Raw genomic sequence first — 18,257 nt, forward strand, 5'->3', positions numbered from 1 at the left:
GCGTTAGCGACACAGCTGCGCCGGCGCATTACTGCGCCAGGAAGGTTTCCACCAGGCGCGCCAGCTCCGCCGGCTGGTCATGGTGCAGCATGTGGCCCGCGTCCGCCATCATCTCGCAGCGCACATCCTTGATGCAGGCCAAACGCCGGTCGATTTCAATGCGCGCCTCTTCCTTCGGCCCCATCCATTGCCACATATTCGTCTCAATAGCCTCCACCCACAGCACGGGCGCCGTGATGCGGCGCCAGCACGCCATCACTTCTTCCACCTGATACAGGATGGGATTGACGCGCTTGTGCTGCGGGTCGCCCATGATGTCCCACTCGCCCGCCTCGTTTTGCGCCGACCAGTGCTCCGCCAGGAAGGCCGCGCGCGCGTCCGGCAGGCGCGGATTGGTCTTTTGCAAGCGTTCGGCCACGGCCTGTTGACTCGGATAGCTGCGCATGACGGGCGGCTCGCGCAATTCGTCCAGCCACTTGGCGTAGCGGCCAGGGGCTTGCTCCGGCTTGGTCGCCATCATGCCGAAGCCTTCCAGGTTGATGAATCGGCTGATGCGCTCGGGCCGCACGCCCGCGTACAGGCCGGCCACGTTGGCGCCCATGCTGTGACCGAGCAGGTTGACGGGCGCATCCGGCGAATAGTGCAGCAGCATGGCATCCAGGTCGGCCAGGTAATCGGGGAACCAGTAAGTGTCCGATTGCGTGTAGTCGCTAAGGCCAAAGCCGCGCCAGTCGGGCGCGATCACGTGCCAGTCGCCCGCCAGCTCGTCGACGACGAACTGGAACGAGGCGGCCACGTCCATCCAGCCGTGCACCATGAACAGGATGGGCGCGCCTTCACGCCCCCAATGGCGCACATGCGTGCGCGCGCCGCGGATATTGATGAATTCGGAACGGGAAAGTTTCATGGGTTTCATCTCATTACCTGCCTTGAAAGTGGCGCGGATGGCGCCACATGCTGTGTCTGTAAATAGTGCGGGCACAAAAGTACGACCGTTCGATTATTATACCGGATTGGTGGTCGGCGCCAGGACTTGCCCTGCAACAGCGTAAAATAGCGTACATAGTAGGTAAGCCAAGCAAAACTTCCGCGTCCGGCCCAGCCCGGCGCTTCCACCACCGCCATAGGCTAACGATGACACTCTACCAATTGGGCGCCGATGCGCCACAGATTGACGCTTCCGCTTTTGTTGCCGACACGGCTAACGTGATCGGCAAGGTGACGCTGGAAGCGAATACCTCCGTATGGTTCGGCGCCACCATCCGCGGCGACAACGAACGCATCACCGTGGGCGCCAACAGCAATGTGCAGGAAGGCGCCGTGCTGCACACGGATCCGGGCTACCCGCTGGACATCGGCCAGAACGTGACCATCGGCCACCAGGCGATGTTGCATGGATGCACGATCGGCGATGGCGCCCTGATCGGCATCCAGGCCGTGATCCTGAATGGCGCGAAGATCGGCAAGAATTGCCTGGTCGGCGCAGGCGCCCTGGTCACGGAAGGCAAGGAATTTCCCGACAATATGCTGATCATCGGCTCACCGGCGAAAGCCGTGCGGGCCCTGACGGCAGACGATATCACCAGGCTACAAGGCAACGCCGTGAACTATGTGCAACGCGGCCAGCTATTTAATACGCAACTCAAGAAGATTGGATAAGAGAATGACGACTGAAACCATCGGCGCCGTCAGCGCAGCCGCCACCACCCAGGATACCCTGCAAAAATTTATTTTCGACAACGCCGCCGTGCGCGGCCAGTTCATCGACGTTTCCGGCACCTGGCAGGAAGTGGTGGCGCGCCACGCCTACCCGACGGCCGTGAAAAAAGTGCTGGGTGAAATGGTGGCTGCCGCCGCCCTGCTGTCGGCCAACCTGAAATTCAACGGTTCCATCATCATGCAAATTCATGGTGACGGTCCCGTGCGCCTGATGGTGGTCGAGTGCGATTCGGACCTGCGCCTGCGCGCCACGGCCAAGCTGGACCCGGACGCCATCATTGCCGAGGTCGCCACCGTGCCGCAATTGCTCAACGCCACGGGCAAGGGCCGCTTCATCATCACCCTGGACCCGGCCGACAAGGTGCCAGGCCAGCAACCGTATCAGGGCATCGTGCCGCTGGACGGCGACGACATGGCGACCGTGATCGAAAACTACATGTTGCGCTCGGAACAGCTCGACACGCGTTTGTGGCTGGCCACGGACGACAGCGTCTCGCGCGGCCTGCTGCTGCAAAAGCTGCCGCACCATGGCGGCAAGGCCGAAGCGACGCCGGTCTCGGAAGAAGTCGCGCTGGAGACGTGGCACCGCGCCGTGATGCTGGCGTCGACCCTGAAAGAGGAAGAAATCCTCGCCACCGACATCGAGACCCTGATGCAGCGTTTGTTCTGGGAAGAAACTATCCGCGTCTTCGATCCCCTGCACCCGAGCTTCCATTGCAGCTGCACGCGCGAAAAAGTGGGCAATATGCTCAAGATGCTGGGCGAGGAAGAAGTCAACGGCACCCTGGACGAAGTGGGACAAGTGGGCGTGAACTGCGATTTCTGCGGCCAGCACTACGCATTCGATAAGGTCGATTGCGCGCAGCTGTTCATCACGGATGCGCCGGCCGAAGTCTTGATCCCACCCGCAGCGAGTATTAACTAAGCATTACAGTTTCGCCATAATTCCCGCGCCGCCCCTCAGGCGGCGCAGTTGTTTCCACTGTCATCGTTGCGTCATCAGTTCGTCATCAGCCCGTCACGCGCCGCCGTTACGCTGCGCAGCTTGTATTACTTCCCACTTTCCACAGGCTGATGATGACCACCCACTTGACGCTGGCCCTGCGCCGCCATTCCTTCCACGTTTTGCTGGGCTTCTGCGCTGCGGGCCTCTCCCTGCCGGCGCTGGCGCAAACGGCCGTGGCCGCCGCCGTGGCATCCGCCGCCACCGACATGGCCGCTGCTGCCCCGGCTGCCGCTGACGACAATGCCCCGATGACCACTGTGGAGATTTCCTCGCGCAAGACGCGCTCTTCGGTCGCCCTGAGCAAAAATGAAATCCAAAAAATCCTGCCCGGCACGAATCCCCTGAAAGCCTTGCAAACCTTGCCTGGCGTCAGCTTCCAGACGGCCGATCCGTGGGGCAACAACGAACAGAACCTGTCGCTATTCGTGCATGGTTTTTCCGGTCAGCAACTAGGCTATACCATGGATGGCGTGCCGCTGGGCGACCAGCAGTACGGCAACTACAACGGCCTGTCGCCGCAGCGCGCCGTGATCAGCGAAAACGTGCGCAGCGTGGTGCTATCGTCGGGCGCGGGCGACCTGGCGACGGCCTCGACCAGCAACCTGGGCGGCACCATCGAAACCTATTCCAGCGACCCGCTGGCCACGCAGGGCGCCAGCGTGCAGCAAACGGTGGGCAGCCACCGCACCTCACGCACGTTTGCCCGCTACGACACGGGCGTCTTCGGCGACGGCAGCAGCGCTTACTTTTCCATTTTGCATCATGAAGCGCGCGCCTGGGATTTCGACGCGCGCCAGGGCGGCGACCAGTTCAACGCCAAATACGTCAACCGCAGCGAGGCGGGCAAGCTGACCCTGTTCTTCAATTACTCGGACAAGATCGAGCCGAACGAAGACAGCACCGTGCACGTGGCAGGCGAGACGAGCGCGCCGTACACGCGACCCTTCCTGTATCCGGACTTCAAGGCAGCCCTGAACTATTTGTCGCCGACGGGCGCCACGCCTGCCGCCGACGGCAACAATTACCGCAATTACTACAGCGACGCACAGCGCACCGATTACCTGGCCTACGCCAAGTTCGACGCCAACCTAGGCGAAGGCACGACGTGGGCCAACCAGGTGTACTACCACAAGGACGACGGCGCGGGCGTGGTGGCCGGCCCCATCGGCGTGGCCGGCTTGCCGGGCTTGTTCAGCGTGTACTACCCGAAACAGAATTTGAAGGAAGTGTTTGGCAACTCGGGTTACGCCGTGCGCACGACGGAATACGACATCAAGCGCGGCGGCTTCATTTCCACCCTGCGCAAGGAAATTGGTGAGCATCAACTGGAAGCGGGCCTGTGGCTGGAACAGAACCGCTCGTCCGCCTACCGCCGCTGGTATGCGCTGGACGTCAACAACCCCACCTCGCCATATGACCGCCCCGGCAATCCCCTGATCACGCAGTACGGCAGCGAGATCGACAACAAGGTAGTGCAGCTGCACTTGCAGGATGAATGGCGCATCCGTCCCGATATCGCCCTGCAGGCCGGCTTCAAGTCCAGCCTGCAGTTTGCCGATGGCAAATTCCCCGTGCAGCCGGCCAAGGGCGCCATTTCCGGTAGCTCGACGGCTTTGCCGGTCGGCACCATCAACACAAAAAAATGGTTCTTGCCGCAAGTGGGCGCGCGCTGGGATGTCACGCCGCAAGACCAGCTGTACTTCAATATCCAGAAAAACATGCGCCAGTTCGTCACCTACGGCGGCGGCGGAGCCTCGCCCTGGAGCTTGTCGAGCCAGGCAGCCTTCGACCTGTTCAAGCGCGACGCCAAACCGGAAACGGCCCTCACCTATGAAGTGGGCGTACGCGGCAGCCACCCATTGAACCTGGGCGCCATCACGGCCATCGATGGGCAAGTCAATGTCTACCACGTCGATTTCAGCAACCGTTTGCTGCAGATCAGCCCGACGCCCGTGATTTCCTCCATCATCGGTGGCAATCCCGTGCTGGCCAACGTGGGCAGCGTGCGCACGGACGGCATCGACATCGCCGGCACTGTTCATTTTGGCAACAATTTTTCGTTCTACAATGCCCTGTCGTACAACCGCTCGCAATACGCGGACAATTACAACAATGGCGCCGCGCTGGTGCTGACAGCGGGCAAGAACGTGCCGGGCTCGCCGGAATGGCTGAACAAGTTCGTGGCCTCGGCCACCTTTGGCGATATCGAAGTGCAGCTGACGGGAGACTATGTGGGCAAGCGCTACGCGACGTACACCAACGATTTGTCCGTGCCCAGCTATTTCCTGATGGGCCTGGGCGTGTCGGGCAAGCTGCCGGCCATGGCCAGCTGGCTGAAAAACCCGCGCTGGCGTGTCAACGTCAGCAACCTGGCCAACCGCGAAGGTTCGCTGAACGTGGTGGTCGGTGCGGCAGACAAGACGTATAACACCTTCCCGATCGCCCCGCGCCAGGGCTTTTTGACCCTGACGGCGGATTTCTGATGCGTGCGCCGCATACCGCCCCTGTGTTGCCGCAACGGCATTTTTCGCGCCGCAGCTTCGTCCAGGCGGCCGTCGGCGGCCTGGCCCTGGCCAGCGCACCCGGCCTTGCCGCCAGCCTGCTGGCCCCGCCTCCCGCGCGTCCGCTCGTGTTCGCCCACCGGGGCGCCAGCGCCCTGCGTCCCGAACACACCCTGGCGTCGTATGCCAAGGCCATCCTCGATGGCGCCGACTACGTGGAGCCGGACCTGGTCGCCACGCGCGATGGCATCCTCGTGGCGCGCCATGAAAGCAACCTGATCGACACCACCGACGTGGCGCGCCGGCCTGAATTTGCCAGCCGGCGCGGCAAGAAGATGGTCGACGGCGAATGGCACGAGGGCTGGTTCATCGACGACTTCACCCTGGCGGAACTGAAAACCCTGCGCACCATCGAACGGCTGCCGAAAGTACGCACCGGCAACACCTTGTACGATGGACAATTCCAGATCCCCACCTGGGAAGAAATCATCGATTTTGTTGCAGCGCAATCGGCCGCCAGCGGACGCGTCATCGGCCTCGTGCCGGAGCTGAAAAGCTCCACGTACTTCCGCGATGCGGGCCTGGCGCTGGAAGACCGTTTCCTCTCGACCATGCTGGCGCACGAGTACACGCGCCGCGCACCGATCGAAATCCAGTCCTTCGAAGTGGCCAATCTGAAGTACTTGCGCGAGAAGCTGGGACGGCGCGCCAACGTGCGCCTGATGCAGCTGGTGGTGGGCGGCGATATCCGCCCGATCGACGTGGCCAAGGCGGGCGGCAAGCTGACGTTCGGGCAGATGACGACGCCGGCCGGCTTGCGCGACATCGCCGCCTACGCGGACGTGGTGGCGCCGCCCACACGAGGCGTCATCGCGCTGGGCGCCGACCAGCGCCTGGCCAAGCCCTTGTCCATCGTCGACGATGCGCATCAGGCGGGCTTGCTGTTGCACACCTGGACCTTCCGTCCGGAAAACCGTTTCCTGGCAGCCGACTTCCGTGACGGCAATGGCGAAAATGCGCGCAACGAAGCCGGTTCCGTGGCGGAAATGCGGCGCTATATCGAGACGGGACTGGACGGCTTTTTCAGCGACGATCCGGGTTTGGGACGCATCGCCGTCGGATAAACATTTCGTAACAAATTCATTTTCAGGGCGTGGCCGATGACTACGCCCTTATTATGCGTTTCTTGAATTTCTGAAATTGGAATTTGAAATTGGACGCATATCGCAAACTCCATTATTGTGCAATGCAACAACAGACCATTCATGGAGGGCATATGTCCACTTTTACCAACACCTACAGCAACGACAACGGCAACTACTTCAGCAACCTGGGCCGCGCCACGCGCGCCTTCCTGGGCGCCCTGCTCGCTTCCAAGCCGTACAGCGAACTGGCACAGAAGGAAGTCATCGCCACCACGGCCACCAGCGCCGATGACGAGCGCTATGTACGCCCAAGCAAGAGCGATTTCGCCCTGCTGAACTCGGAAGCGAACCGCTACGAAAAGCTGATGCCGAATCTGGCCGCAGAATTACGCTTCCTGGCTTCGCGCGGATAAAAAACGCCCAGGGCGGCGTTGTCTGCGCCTCGCCCTGAACGTTTTTTAAGCCAACTAAATACTGAAAGGATTTTGATATGATATTTCTCGAAACCGCACTGATCGCTGTTGCCATCGTGGTCACCAGCATCCATTTTTACCTGATCTCGACCGGCAAAGCGCGTTTCTGATCGGCAAGCAGCAAGGCAGTTGCACCGCGCCGCGCCATGCGGCCAGTCGTGTGCAGCAGTGCACGGTAGTAAATACAAGGTAGCAGTGATATGTCAGCCTGGCAATCGGTCCAGGCTGGCAAGTGGGAAGTAGTCCGTACTCAGTGCGGCGCAGCAGCGTCCACCGGCGTTTCCAGCAGCGGCGGGGTCTGGCCCTTGCGCACGATCTGCACGAAAATCTCATTCTGTTTGACCATGCCCAGCTCATAGCGGGCACGCTCTTCGACGGCGCCCGTACCATCTTTCAGGTCGCGCACTTCGGATTCGAGCTTGGCGTTTCGCGCCTTCAATTCCATGTTCTTCTTGTTGGCCACCGCCACTTGGGCTTCCATATCGGCAACACGCAGCCAGCCGCCTTTACCCAGCCAGAGGGGAAATTGAATCAACAGCAGCAGGGCTGCCAGGGCGAGCGTAATCAGGCGCATGGGGCATTCAGTTAAAAAACCGGCCGGATATCTCCGGCCGGCCAGTGGGTTTTACATCAGCTTACTTCAGATTATAGAACGCATCGCGGCCAGGGTAGCTGGCGATGTCGCCCAGGTCTTCTTCGATGCGCAGCAGCTGGTTGTACTTGGCCATGCGGTCCGAACGCGACATCGAGCCGGTCTTGATCTGCAGGGCGTTCGTGGCAACGGCGATATCGGCGATGGTCGAGTCTTCCGTTTCACCCGAGCGGTGCGAAATGACGGCCGTGTAACCGGCGCGCTTGGCCATTTCGATGGCGGCGAAAGTTTCCGTCAGGGTGCCGATCTGGTTGATCTTGATCAGGATCGAATTGGCGATGCCTTTCGAGATGCCTTCTTTCAAGATCTTGGTGTTGGTGACATACAGATCGTCGCCGACCAGTTGCACTTTCTTGCCCAGTTCCGCCGTCAGGATCGCCCAGCCATCCCAGTCGCCTTCATGCATCGCATCTTCGATCGAGATGATCGGGTACTTGTCGCACCAGGTCGCCAGCAGGTTGGTGAACTCGGTAGCCGTCAGGCTCAGGCCTTCGCCTTCCATTTCGTACTTGCCGTTCTTGTAGAACTCGGACGCGGCGCAATCGAGGCCGATGGCGATCTGCGTGCCTGGCTCGTAACCGGCTTCTTCGATGGCCTGGATGATCAGCTTGATGGCTTCTTCATGGTTGGCCAGCGATGGCGCGAAACCGCCTTCGTCGCCCACGTTGGTGTTCAGGCCCTTCTTGTGCAGGATCTTTTTCAGCGTGTGGAATACTTCCGCGCCGTAGCGGACGGCTTCCTTGAACGACGGGGCGCCCACGGGAATGATCATGAATTCCTGGATGTCCAGGTTGTTGTCGGCATGTGCGCCGCCGTTGATGACGTTCATCATCGGCACTGGCATCTGCATGGCGCCCGAACCGCCGAAATAGCGGTACAGCGGCAAGCCCGCTTCTTCGGCGGCAGCCTTGGCGACAGCCATCGAGACGGCCAGGATGGCGTTGGCGCCCAGGCGCGATTTGTTTTCCGTGCCGTCCAGGTCGATCAGGGTACGGTCCAGGAAAGCCTGCTCATTGGCGTCCAGGCCCATGATGGCTTCGGAGATTTCGGTATTGATGTTTTCGCATGCTTGCAGCACGCCCTTGCCGAAGTAGCGCTTGGCGTCGCCATCGCGCAATTCCACGGCTTCGCGCGAACCGGTCGAGGCACCCGACGGCACGGCCGCACGGCCCATCACGCCCGATTCCAGCAACACATCGCATTCGACGGTCGGATTGCCGCGCGAGTCCAGGATCTCGCGACCGATAATATCAACAATAGCACTCATGTCATTCTCCAAAGTTAAGCGTAACAGGGGCTGCACACTGCGTTCTGATGCGCAATTGCACAAAGGGGGCAAAGAAACTCCCGGCGGGAACTATCTGGCCGGGAGCTGTCTTACGGGTAATACTGTCGCAATCGACCGCGTTATTGCGCGGCCGCGTTGGCTTCCTTGTGCGCCAGCGCTGCCTTGATGAACGAGGTAAACAAGGGATGGCCGGTGCGTGGCGTCGACTTGAACTCGGGATGGTATTGCACGCCCATATACCATGGGTGGGAATTTTCACCCGTGCGTGGCAATTCCATGATTTCGCACAAATCTTCGCTCGGCGTGCGGGCCGAAACGATCAGGCCAGCCGCTTCGACACGGGCCAGGTAGTGATTGTTGGCTTCGTAGCGATGGCGGTGACGCTCGGTCACCACGCTGCCGTAGATCTCGGCGGCGAGGGTGCCCGGATTGACGGCGCAGGTCTGCGCGCCCAGGCGCATGGTACCGCCCAGGTCCGAGTTTTCATCGCGCAACTCGACTTTACCATCGTGGTTTTGCCACTCATTGATCAGTGCAACGACAGGTTGATCCGTATCAAGGTCGAACTCGGTCGAATTCGCGTTCGGCATGCCTGCCTTGTTGCGCGCGTATTCGATCAGGGCCACTTGCATGCCCAGGCAGATGCCCAGGTAAGGGATCTTGTGCTCACGGGCAAATTGGGCCGCCTTGATCTTGCCTTCCACGCCGCGCTTGCCGAAACCGCCCGGTACCAGGATAGCATCGTACTTGGCCAGGTTCTCGCAACCCGTCGTTTCGATTTCTTCCGAGTCGATGTACTCGATGTTGACGCGGCTTTCCGTGTGGATGCCGGCGTGGCGCAACGCTTCGATCAGCGACTTGTACGACTCCGTCAGTTCGACATACTTGCCGACCATGCCGACGGTAATTTCCGCCTTCGGGTGTTCCATCGTGTAGATCAGCTTGCTCCAGATCGACAGGTCGGCCGGCGCAGGATCGAGGTCCAGCGCTTCGCAGATGATGGCGTCGAGGCCCTGATCGTGCAGCATTTGCGGCACTTTGTAGATGGTGTCGACGTCCCACACGGAAATGACGGCATGCTCTTCGATGTTCGAGAACAGCGAGATTTTCGCGCGCTCGTCTTCCGGGATGGCGCGGTCGGCACGGCACAGCAGCGCGTTCGGCATGATGCCGATTTCACGCAGTTTTTGCACCGAGTGCTGCGTCGGCTTGGTTTTCAGTTCACCGGCCGAGGCGATGTAAGGCACCAGGGTCAGGTGGATGAAAGCCGTGTTCTTGCGGCCGGCGCGCAGGCTCAGCTGACGCGCCGCTTCCAGGAATGGCAACGATTCGATATCGCCGACGGTGCCGCCGATTTCGCACAGGGCCACGTCGTAGCCTTCGGCGCCACGGCGGATGTAATCCTGGATTTCATTGGTGATATGCGGAATCACCTGCACGGTCTTGCCCAGATATTCGCCCCGGCGTTCCTTGCGGATCACCGATTCATAGATCTGGCCAGTGGTGAAGTTATTCACCTTTTTCATGCGGGTGGAGATGAAGCGCTCGTAGTGACCGAGGTCGAGGTCGGTTTCGGCCCCGTCATCGGTAACGAATACTTCACCGTGTTGCATAGGGCTCATCGTGCCAGGATCGACGTTGATATACGGGTCGAGCTTGAGCATGGTGACTTTAAGGCCGCGCGATTCGAGGATCGCGGCGAGAGAGGCGGCGGCAATCCCTTTTCCAAGGGAAGACACAACGCCACCAGTGACGAAGACAAATTTGGTCATTGCAGATGGTGCCGAACGGCACGTGCGGGAAATTGAAATTATACACTAAAGCCTGCCTGCGGCGCTTCCCGCGCGCGGAAATTTGCGCCAAATGTCGACTATCGCCCCCGCTCCTGCGGTCTACACACAACAAAATTACTCAATAGTAATAATTGAAATATTTTCAATACCTTAATTTGTGTGGGCGAGCGAACAGACCCTGCCGCGCCCAGGCGGCAGACTGGAATTTTTCAACGGAGGTCCATCATGAGCTACGAAGAACGCGACGCCTACGGCATGTATGTCAACCGTGGCCACAAAGGTCCCGGCCCTGAACTGATGGGTGCCGACACCCTGATCGGCGACCATGTGCACAACGCCAAGGATGAACATCTGGGCGAAATCAAGGAAATCATGATCGACATGCGCAGCGGCAAGATTGCCTATGCTGTCATGTCGCACGGCGGTGTCTTCAGCATCGGCGAAAAGCTGTTCGCCGTGCCCTGGGAAGCGCTGCTGCTCGACACCGTCAACAAGCGCTTCACCCTCAACGTCGACAAGGAGCGTATCGAAAACGCCCCCGGCTTCGACACGGATAACTGGCCGGACATGGCCGATACCACGTGGGTGAACTCCATTCACAGCTACTACGGAACGACGCCGCGCGAGTATTAATTCACCCCAAGCGCAGGGCTGGGGTTTGACTAGAACCGGTACTCCAGCCCCGCCACATACGTCCTGCCCCGTGCCGTGCTCAGCGGCGTATTCTCTTGCGACTGCGACGGCATTGAGTTCAGGCGGTTCAGCGCTTCCGAAAAATCCTTGTTCATGGCGTTCTGCACCGACAGGCGCAGGAACAGATTCTTGCTGACCTGGTAGCTGGCATACAGGTCTACCACGGCCGGGATCTTCGGATTGTCGGCCTTGACCACTTCGCCCGTCGTCTCATCGGCCTCATTCTCCGGCGACAGGCGGCGGTTCGAACCCGTGTGCTTGAGGATGGCGCCCACTTCCAGCTTGTTGTCCAGCAAGCGCGTGCCCACGTCGAGGTTGTAATACACGCTGGGCAGCTCGCTGATGTCGGCCGCACCAAACCACGCGCTGGCGATCGAGGTGGGCTGGCGCGTCGTCTCACGCGTGTACGACAGGCGCGCATAGGCCGGCCCCAGCTGGTATTGCGCTTCCAGTTCCCATCCCCGCGAGTACACGGGCGTGGCCGAGTTGATGTAGATATACATGTTGGTCATGTAGTCATCCACATTCTGCCAATCATTGGCGAGCACTTCCGCGATATTGCACTTGCGGCCGCTGTCGCACACGAGGAAGGACTGGCTGGTGATATAGCCGTCGATCTTGCTCTTGAAATACAGGGCCTTGAAGTTCAGTGCGTCACTCGCGCTCAGCAAGCCATGCAGGCTGGAATTGAAGCCCAACTGGTAAGTCGTCGCCTTCTCGCCCTTCAGGAAAGGATTCATCGAGGCGCCGCCATCGTTGGAAAAGAATACTTCCTGCGGATTCGGGCCGCGCATGGTGCGCTCGGCGCTGGCAAACGGCTGGAACCACGGCGCAACCTGGGCCGACAGCATCAGCGAAGGATTCACGCCGTGCTCTTTCAGCGCAATGCGCGACGCGCCTTGCGGGAAGCACTGCACGCGCAGATCGCAGGCAGGCTTGTAGCCCGTCAGCTCGAAGCTCGTATAGTTGAGGCCGGCATTGACTTGATAGATGCCACGATTGTATTGCAGGCCGGCATACACGCTGTCAATCTTTTGCCGTCCTTCCGGCCCGAAAGTATTGTTTTCAATCGATTGCTGGTTCGCCTCGGGGTTATCGGGATCGTCGACCAGGCTTTCCACGTGTTTGCTGTATCTGTTACGCATCATCTTGCCGCCCAATGTCACCAGGGCGTCGCCGCCCGCCAGCCTGAAACTGCTGGTGTTATTGATATCGAAGGCATCGGCGCGGTTGGCAGCATTCGTGTTGATGAAATTGGTCAGCGCCTCGGGCATGTATTTCTGGTTGCCACGGCTGCTGCTGGCAACCACATTGAGGTCGATCAATTCGGAAAACGGCGTGTAGTGATATTTTACGTAGTAATCGTCGCTCTGGATGTCGCGGCGCGTAAAGCTGCTGCGGTAATCGCGCGCCGACAATTCCAGCGCGTGGAAATCGTTCAGCTTCAGGTCCAGCTTGAGCAACTGCGACTTGGGTTTCTGCTTGTAATAGCGGTTGTAGCCGAAACCGAATTCCTCGCTGTTGATTCCCTTGGCATTCTTGTAGTTATTGCCGATCACGCTGGCACTGGTGGCGGCCATGAAGCCCACGCTGCCGCCGTCGAAGGCCGGGTTTTTCATGGCTACGGCCAGCATGCCGCTGCGCCCCACGCCATTGCTGCCGGACGACAGCTTGCTGCGCGCCCCCGTTTTCTGGCCAGAAAACACCACGTCATCGACGCCGATGGTACGGAAGTTGGCGCTGCCGGCCAGCGCATTGACGCCGTCGCCGCCGATGACATTGCCGCGCGACACATCCACGCCGATAATGAAGTTCGGGTCGATCAGGGCGCCGAACTGGCTGCTGGGCACGCCGCCATGCGAGACCGACGATGGCGCGCTGCCATAATAATTCTGGCTCACGCCATCGACCATCATGTTGACCCGGCCCAGACCCGACAGGCCGCGAATATTGACGCTGACGGCGCCCTGCGCCGGATCGATCTGGGTAAACGTGCCCGGCATGCTGCGCACGATCTGGTCCACTGGCTGCAAGCGCGTGTCCGGCCCGCGCGCACTGACGGCGCCCGGCTTTTCCAGCGCCTGGCGTTCCACAGGAACCGCCTCGCCCGACACATTCAGCGGCGAAAGCTCGACCTTGCCGCCGGTATTTTCTTGCGCCCACGCCTGTTGCGCGAGCACGGCCATGCACACGCACACGGCATGCGCGATTATCTTGATATGCATACACCCTCGATTTCTTATGTGATTGAAAAAACTGCTAAAGCGATTCAGGTGGCGCCGTGGCCTCCATCCGTTTCCAGCTTGAAAGACACGGGCAAGGTGACCGTCACCGTGCCCTGGTGCAAGACCGTGGCGGGCGGCGCCGGCAACGGTTGCGCGCGCTGCAGCACTTGCAGCGCTTCGCGGTCGAGCAGCACCGTGCCCGATGAAGTGATCAATTCGCTGGCCAGCAGCTTGCCGTCGCGGTCCACCTGGAAGCGCACCCAGGCGGCGCCGGCCCGCCTGCGCAGGCGCGCATCACCCGGATAGCGCTTGAAATGGGCCAGGTGGCTGAGCACCTGGCTTTGCCAGCTGGCCGGCGCAGCGCTGGCGGGCGGCGTGTCGCTGTTGAACGGCGCCGCCTGCGGACCGCGCACGGCGGCCGGTGCCGGCGTGGCGCTGCTGCTGGCCTGCGCGGGCACGGCAGCTTCCTTGGCGGCATCCTTGCCCGGCTCCGTCACGGGACTTGCTGCCGCCTTCGCTTCCTGTTCCGCGGCGACGATGTCCGGCGCGGCGGCGCGCGCCAGCACCGGCAGCGCCTCTTGCCGGGTCGTGCTCTTCGGTGGCCGGGCGGCGCTGGAGGCGGCCGACTGGCGCGCACCCACGGCCTGCGTGACCTGCGTTTCCGGCGACATCGCTTGCGCGGCAAACACCAGCATCACGCTGGCGGCCGGATTGGCGGGCGCCACGGCAATGGGCTGCCAGCTGGCCCACAGCAGCAGCAGCAGCAGCGCCAGCGCAGCCAGCAGCACCAGCGACGTGGCGATGCCCCAGCTCAATATCGGACGCAGCGCCTGCGTGGTCGCCCCTTTCACCCGCCCTCCCGGCCGACCAGGCCCACTTTCAAATAGCCGGCCTGGCGCAAGGCATCCATCACGCCCAGCACGTCTTCATACGCGGCTTGCTTGTGGGCCTGGAAAAACAGCGTGCGCTGGCGGTCGCCGCCCGTTGCGGCATCGAGCAAACTGCCCAGCTGCTCGCGCGCCACGGGCGACTCGCCCAGGTACAGGCTGTGGTCCGCTTTCAGGGAAACGAACAGCGGCTTGTCGGGGCGCGGCACGGGCTTGGCCGTGGCGGCCGGCAAGTCGATTTTCAGGTCGACGGTGGCCAGCGGCGAGACCACCATGAAGATGATCAACAGCACCAGCATCACGTCGATGAAGGGCGTGACATTGATCTCGCAAAGCTCCGGCATGTCGGCCGTATCGTCGTCCGGCGCAGGGAAAAGGCTGGCCATGGTTCAGGCCTGCTGCCGGTTGTCGAGGTCGCGGCTCAGCATCAACAGCACTTGCGCGGAGGCGGCACGCAGCTGCGCCTTGTACTGGTTGATGCCACGGCTAAGCACGTTATAGATGACGACGGCGGGAATCGCCGCCACCAGGCCCAGTGCCGTCGCCAGCAAGGCTTCCGCGATGCCCGGCGCCACGGTGGCCAAATTCGTGCTCTGGCTGACGGCGATGCCGATGAAACTGTTCATGATGCCCCACACGGTGCCGAACAGGCCGACGAAAGGCGCCACTGCGCCGATGCTGGCGAGTAAGCCTATGCCTTGCGTCATCGCGCGCACCTGCTGCGCGATTAACTGTTCCTGGCGAAAACCGGCCCGCTCTTTCAACGCCGCCGCCGTCGCATTCGCGTGCGACAAGCTCAGTTCCTGCTGCACATCATCGAGCAACCGTTGCGCCAGAAAAGACGCCCCGCTCTTTACTGCCGCGTCAGGCAAGGACGTGGCCGACTTCAGCACGGCGACGGCCTGCGCCGCCGCGCGCCGGGCTTGCAGCAAACTGGCGCCCTTCACCAGCAAGACCACCCAGGTGGCCAACGCGGCGATCAATAAACCGATGAGCACGCTTTTCACCACCTGGTCAGCAGCGAAAAACATGCCCAGCGGCGACATGTCGTGCGGCAGCGCGGACGCTTGCGCCGTGGCATGAAAAAGGAAAAGAGCGATGCCGCAGGTGGCGGCCTTGATACACAACAAAGGGATACGCATGGAAGCTTCAACAGGTAACAGACATGGCTGCGCCAACGGCGCGCACGCGCATGCAAAAAAAATCGGACGAACTACCTGGCTGCTATGGAGGAGCTTGCTGGGGGAGAGTGCCGGGCAGAGCACCCGGCGGAGGTAAAACGACTTATTTGGCGCTGGCGATGGCGGGTGCCGCAACCGGCGTAAACCACACAAAGTCCGCCTGCGGCGCCAGTACCGTGGCGCCGCGCTGCGCCAGCACCAGCACCAGCGGCGCCGGACCGCCCGTCAAGTCCTGCACGTGCAGCGGCACGCCCAGATCCTTGTGCGCGTGGTAGGCGCCGGCGATCAGCACGGCCGGCGCGGGCGCGGCCAGCAGGCGCTCGGCCATGCGGCGGTCGCGCTGCTGCTGCACCGACAGCATGGCGGCCAGGCGCGACGCGTCGATCTGGTTGTCATGCATGACGCGGATGATGTCTTTCAGTTTGTCATGCACCTTGCCATCGTTGGCCAGGTTGGAATGGGTGCCCTGCACGGCCGGCTTGTCGACAAACAGTTGCTTGATTTCGCTGCGGTCCAGGTTCGCCGACCAGACGGGATACGGTGCGCGCATCACCGTCATGACCAGGTCGCCATATTGCGCCCACTTCCAGCTTGGCTGCCAAGCCAGCAGCTCGGCCACGTGCCCGGGGCGCACGACGGGGTCCGTCTGCAGCCACGACTTGACCTTGTCCACCTTGGCTTGCTGGTCCGGGTTCAGCATTTCCAGCAGTACACTGCCTTGCGGACGCTGGCCCTGCAATTGCTGCAGCAACCACTGCTCGATCTGGTGATGGCTGAGCTGGTCATGCTGCTCGCCGATGATCACGCGCGGGGCGGCAGCCAGCTGGGCCAGCAATTGCTCGGCGCTCAGGCGCTGGCCGCTGCGCAGGTCGACGATCTCGCCCAGCTGGCGCACGTCTTGCGTAGAAGCGGGCGCGGCCGTCGTGGCGGCAGCCGTGCCAGTGGCCGGTGCGACGCTGCTGCAGGCGCTCAGCGCCAGCACGCAGGCGGGCAGGACGGCGGCGAGGGACAGGGGGAATTTCATGGGCATGGCCTTTCGGGTAAAGCGCGCATTGCAAATAGGTACAGGCGGGCATTTTAATAGAAATGATTCTCATTTACAACCAATGCACGACAAACCATGCAGTTTTTTTTACAACCGGCAAAAAATCAACATGGTGCTTCGGTGAAATCCCCGGGCGCGGAGTAGAATAAAAAAAACGGAGGACTCGCGTGAATCAAACTGACCAGTTGGCGGTACTGAAAAAACCACTGCCCGCATCCCTTGCTGCCGTACTTTCCCTGATCTTTGCCGACCGCTTTTCCATGACGCAAGCCATGCGCGAACACCATGGTCGCGACGAGTCGAGCTATCCCCCCATGTTACCGGACGCCGTCATCTTCGCCCATTCCACCGAAGAAGTAGCGGCCGCCGTCAAGCTGTGCAGCGCGCACGACGTGCCCGTCATCGCCTATGGCAGTGGCACCTCGCTCGAAGGCCACGTGCTGGCCCTGCATGGTGGCGTCACGATTGATCTGTCGCAAATGAACGCCATGCTCGCCGTGCATAATGAAGACTTGACGGCCACCGTGCAGGCGGGCGTGACGCGCAAGCAGCTGAACGATGAAATCCGCGACACGGGCCTGTTCTTCCCCATCGACCCGGGCGCCAATGCGTCCCTCGGTGGCATGGCCGCCACGCGCGCCTCGGGCACGAATGCCGTGCGTTACGGCACCATGCGTGAAAACGTGCTGGCCCTGACGGTGGTGACGGCCGATGGGCGCATCATCAAGACGGGCACGCGGGCGAAAAAATCCTCGGCCGGCTACGACCTGACGCGCTTGTTTGTCGGCAGCGAGGGCACCCTGGGCATCATCACGGAAGTGACGGTCAAACTGTATCCGCTGCCCGAAGCGATCTCGGCCGCCGTGTGCTCGTTCCCCGGCACGGGCGAGGCCGTCAACGCCGTGATCCAGACCATCCAGATGGGCGTGCCCGTGGCGCGGGTCGAGTTTCTCGATGAAAATGGCGTGAAAGCCATCAACGCCTACGACAAGATGGAGCTGCCGGAAAAACCGTTGTTGCTGTTTGAATTCCACGGCACGCCGGCCAGCGTGGCCGAGCAGGCGCAGCTGGTGCAAGCCATCACGGCGGAACACGGCGCCAGCGATTTCGCGTGGGCCAGCCGCCCCGAAGACCGTTCGCGCCTGTGGGCCGCGCGCCACAACGCGTATTTCGCCCTGCTGCAGATGCGTCCCGGCAGCCGCGCCATTTCCACCGATTGCTGCGTGCCCATTTCGCGCCTGGCCGAATGCATCCTGGCCACCAAGGCCGATTGCGAAGCGCAGGGCCTGGTCTACGCCATCATCGGCCACGTGGGCGACGGCAATTTCCACGTGCAGATGCTGGTCGACCCGGATGATCCGGCCGATATCGCGCGTGCGGAAAAGGTCAATAGCGACATGGTCACGCGCGCCATCGGCATGGACGGCACCTGCACGGGCGAGCACGGCGTGGGCATGCACAAGATGGATTTCCTCGTGGAGGAGCATGGCGAAGGCGCCATCGACACCATGCGCGCCCTCAAGCACGCGCTGGACCCGAAGAACATCATGAATCCGGGAAAGATTGTCAGATGGTAGGTCGGTGTCTTCGGGATTGGCATTTCCCCCACTGGGGAAAATGCCCCCTGAGGGTACGCCCCCCAGTCCTTG

The 18,257-nt window shown here is 61.5% G+C and carries 16 protein-coding genes; 7 read left to right on the plus strand and 9 right to left on the minus strand.

Annotation, left to right across the window (positions count from 1 at the left end):
* Positions 1-28: 28 nt before the first annotated feature.
* The gene (locus ACQ4WP_RS04225) at positions 29-907 is read right to left on the minus strand and encodes an alpha/beta fold hydrolase (protein WP_436518822.1); all 879 of its coding nucleotides are present in this window, start codon (positions 905-907) and stop codon (positions 29-31) included.
* Positions 908-1,134: 227 nt separating this feature from the next.
* Here ACQ4WP_RS04225 and ACQ4WP_RS04230 point away from each other — a divergent pair, with 227 nt between their 5' ends.
* From ACQ4WP_RS04230 to ACQ4WP_RS04250, 5 genes are all read left to right on the plus strand, one after another.
* Positions 1,135-1,659 carry a gamma carbonic anhydrase family protein gene (locus ACQ4WP_RS04230; protein ID WP_436518823.1) on the plus strand — a complete coding sequence of 175 codons (525 nt, stop codon included), beginning with the start codon at positions 1,135-1,137 and terminating at the stop codon, positions 1,657-1,659.
* A 4-nt stretch (positions 1,660-1,663) separates the two neighbouring features.
* A complete protein-coding gene (hslO, locus tag ACQ4WP_RS04235; protein WP_436518824.1) occupies positions 1,664-2,644 on the plus strand; it encodes an Hsp33 family molecular chaperone HslO in 981 nt (326 codons plus the stop codon).
* Between the two features lie 149 nt (positions 2,645-2,793).
* Positions 2,794-5,208 carry a TonB-dependent receptor gene (locus ACQ4WP_RS04240; protein ID WP_436518825.1) on the plus strand — a complete coding sequence of 805 codons (2,415 nt, stop codon included), beginning with the start codon at positions 2,794-2,796 and terminating at the stop codon, positions 5,206-5,208.
* Positions 5,208-6,350, plus strand: a complete 1,143-nt coding sequence (locus ACQ4WP_RS04245) for a glycerophosphodiester phosphodiesterase (protein ID WP_436518826.1) — start codon at positions 5,208-5,210, stop codon at positions 6,348-6,350. The genes ACQ4WP_RS04240 and ACQ4WP_RS04245 overlap by 1 nt, the downstream gene beginning before the upstream one ends.
* 152 nt (positions 6,351-6,502) lie before the next feature.
* Positions 6,503-6,784: a hypothetical protein gene (locus ACQ4WP_RS04250; protein WP_436518827.1), complete on the plus strand. Its 282-nt coding sequence runs from the start codon at positions 6,503-6,505 to the stop codon at positions 6,782-6,784.
* A 310-nt stretch (positions 6,785-7,094) separates the two neighbouring features.
* Here ACQ4WP_RS04250 and ftsB read toward each other — a convergent pair whose 3' ends face one another.
* From ftsB to pyrG, 3 genes are all read right to left on the minus strand, one after another.
* On the minus strand, positions 7,095-7,418 hold the full coding sequence (gene ftsB, locus ACQ4WP_RS04255; protein ID WP_035821182.1) for a cell division protein FtsB: 324 nt from the start codon (positions 7,416-7,418) through the stop codon (positions 7,095-7,097).
* A 61-nt stretch (positions 7,419-7,479) separates the two neighbouring features.
* Positions 7,480-8,763 carry a phosphopyruvate hydratase gene (gene eno, locus ACQ4WP_RS04260; protein WP_034750709.1) on the minus strand — a complete coding sequence of 428 codons (1,284 nt, stop codon included), beginning with the start codon at positions 8,761-8,763 and terminating at the stop codon, positions 7,480-7,482.
* Between the two features lie 140 nt (positions 8,764-8,903).
* On the minus strand, positions 8,904-10,556 hold the full coding sequence (gene pyrG / locus ACQ4WP_RS04265; RefSeq protein WP_436518828.1) for a CTP synthase: 1,653 nt from the start codon (positions 10,554-10,556) through the stop codon (positions 8,904-8,906).
* Between the two features lie 246 nt (positions 10,557-10,802).
* Here pyrG and ACQ4WP_RS04270 point away from each other — a divergent pair, with 246 nt between their 5' ends.
* Positions 10,803-11,210: a PRC-barrel domain-containing protein gene (locus ACQ4WP_RS04270; RefSeq protein ID WP_436518829.1), complete on the plus strand. Its 408-nt coding sequence runs from the start codon at positions 10,803-10,805 to the stop codon at positions 11,208-11,210.
* A 29-nt stretch (positions 11,211-11,239) separates the two neighbouring features.
* Here the strand turns inward: ACQ4WP_RS04270 and ACQ4WP_RS04275 are convergent, their stop codons facing one another.
* From ACQ4WP_RS04275 to ACQ4WP_RS04295, 5 genes are all read right to left on the minus strand, one after another.
* Entirely contained in the window at positions 11,240-13,495 is a 2,256-nt protein-coding gene (locus ACQ4WP_RS04275) for a TonB-dependent receptor domain-containing protein (protein WP_436518830.1), read from the minus strand.
* Between the two features lie 44 nt (positions 13,496-13,539).
* Positions 13,540-14,346, minus strand: coding sequence for an energy transducer TonB family protein (locus ACQ4WP_RS04280; RefSeq protein ID WP_436518831.1), 807 nt, complete (start codon positions 14,344-14,346; stop codon positions 13,540-13,542).
* Complete coding sequence (gene exbD, locus ACQ4WP_RS04285; RefSeq protein ID WP_436518832.1) at positions 14,343-14,768, minus strand: TonB system transport protein ExbD; 426 nt, start codon at positions 14,766-14,768, stop codon at positions 14,343-14,345. Before exbD ends, ACQ4WP_RS04280 begins: the two co-directional genes overlap by 4 nt.
* A gap of 3 nt (positions 14,769-14,771) precedes the next feature.
* Entirely contained in the window at positions 14,772-15,524 is a 753-nt protein-coding gene (exbB, locus tag ACQ4WP_RS04290) for a tonB-system energizer ExbB (protein WP_436518833.1), read from the minus strand.
* 142 nt (positions 15,525-15,666) lie between these two features.
* On the minus strand, positions 15,667-16,587 hold the full coding sequence (locus tag ACQ4WP_RS04295) for a ChaN family lipoprotein (protein ID WP_436518834.1): 921 nt from the start codon (positions 16,585-16,587) through the stop codon (positions 15,667-15,669).
* Between the two features lie 188 nt (positions 16,588-16,775).
* Between ACQ4WP_RS04295 and ACQ4WP_RS04300 the strand changes: the two genes are divergently transcribed.
* Positions 16,776-18,185, plus strand: coding sequence for an FAD-binding oxidoreductase (locus ACQ4WP_RS04300; protein ID WP_436518835.1), 1,410 nt, complete (start codon positions 16,776-16,778; stop codon positions 18,183-18,185).
* Positions 18,186-18,257 lie beyond the last annotated feature (72 nt).

Source organism: Janthinobacterium lyxosi, assembly GCF_051380665.1.
GTDB lineage: Bacteria > Pseudomonadota > Gammaproteobacteria > Burkholderiales > Burkholderiaceae_D > Janthinobacterium.

Bases quoted from the DNA above. Each gene is read 5' to 3' on its own strand.
- ACQ4WP_RS04225 (WP_436518822.1), bottom strand. From the start codon at position 907: ATGAAACTTTCCCGTTCCGAATTCATCAATATCCGCGGCGCGCGCACG.
- ACQ4WP_RS04230 (WP_436518823.1), top strand. From the start codon at position 1,135: ATGACACTCTACCAATTGGGCGCCGATGCGCCACAGATTGACGCTTCC.
- hslO (WP_436518824.1), top strand. From the start codon at position 1,664: ATGACGACTGAAACCATCGGCGCCGTCAGCGCAGCCGCCACCACCCAG.
- ACQ4WP_RS04240 (WP_436518825.1), top strand. From the start codon at position 2,794: ATGATGACCACCCACTTGACGCTGGCCCTGCGCCGCCATTCCTTCCAC.
- ACQ4WP_RS04245 (WP_436518826.1), top strand. From the start codon at position 5,208: ATGCGTGCGCCGCATACCGCCCCTGTGTTGCCGCAACGGCATTTTTCG.
- ACQ4WP_RS04250 (WP_436518827.1), top strand. From the start codon at position 6,503: ATGTCCACTTTTACCAACACCTACAGCAACGACAACGGCAACTACTTC.
- ftsB (WP_035821182.1), bottom strand. From the start codon at position 7,418: ATGCGCCTGATTACGCTCGCCCTGGCAGCCCTGCTGCTGTTGATTCAA.
- eno (WP_034750709.1), bottom strand. From the start codon at position 8,763: ATGAGTGCTATTGTTGATATTATCGGTCGCGAGATCCTGGACTCGCGC.
- pyrG (WP_436518828.1), bottom strand. From the start codon at position 10,556: ATGACCAAATTTGTCTTCGTCACTGGTGGCGTTGTGTCTTCCCTTGGA.
- ACQ4WP_RS04270 (WP_436518829.1), top strand. From the start codon at position 10,803: ATGAGCTACGAAGAACGCGACGCCTACGGCATGTATGTCAACCGTGGC.
- ACQ4WP_RS04275 (WP_436518830.1), bottom strand. From the start codon at position 13,495: ATGCATATCAAGATAATCGCGCATGCCGTGTGCGTGTGCATGGCCGTG.
- exbD (WP_436518832.1), bottom strand. From the start codon at position 14,768: ATGGCCAGCCTTTTCCCTGCGCCGGACGACGATACGGCCGACATGCCG.
- exbB (WP_436518833.1), bottom strand. From the start codon at position 15,524: ATGCGTATCCCTTTGTTGTGTATCAAGGCCGCCACCTGCGGCATCGCT.
- ACQ4WP_RS04295 (WP_436518834.1), bottom strand. From the start codon at position 16,587: ATGAAATTCCCCCTGTCCCTCGCCGCCGTCCTGCCCGCCTGCGTGCTG.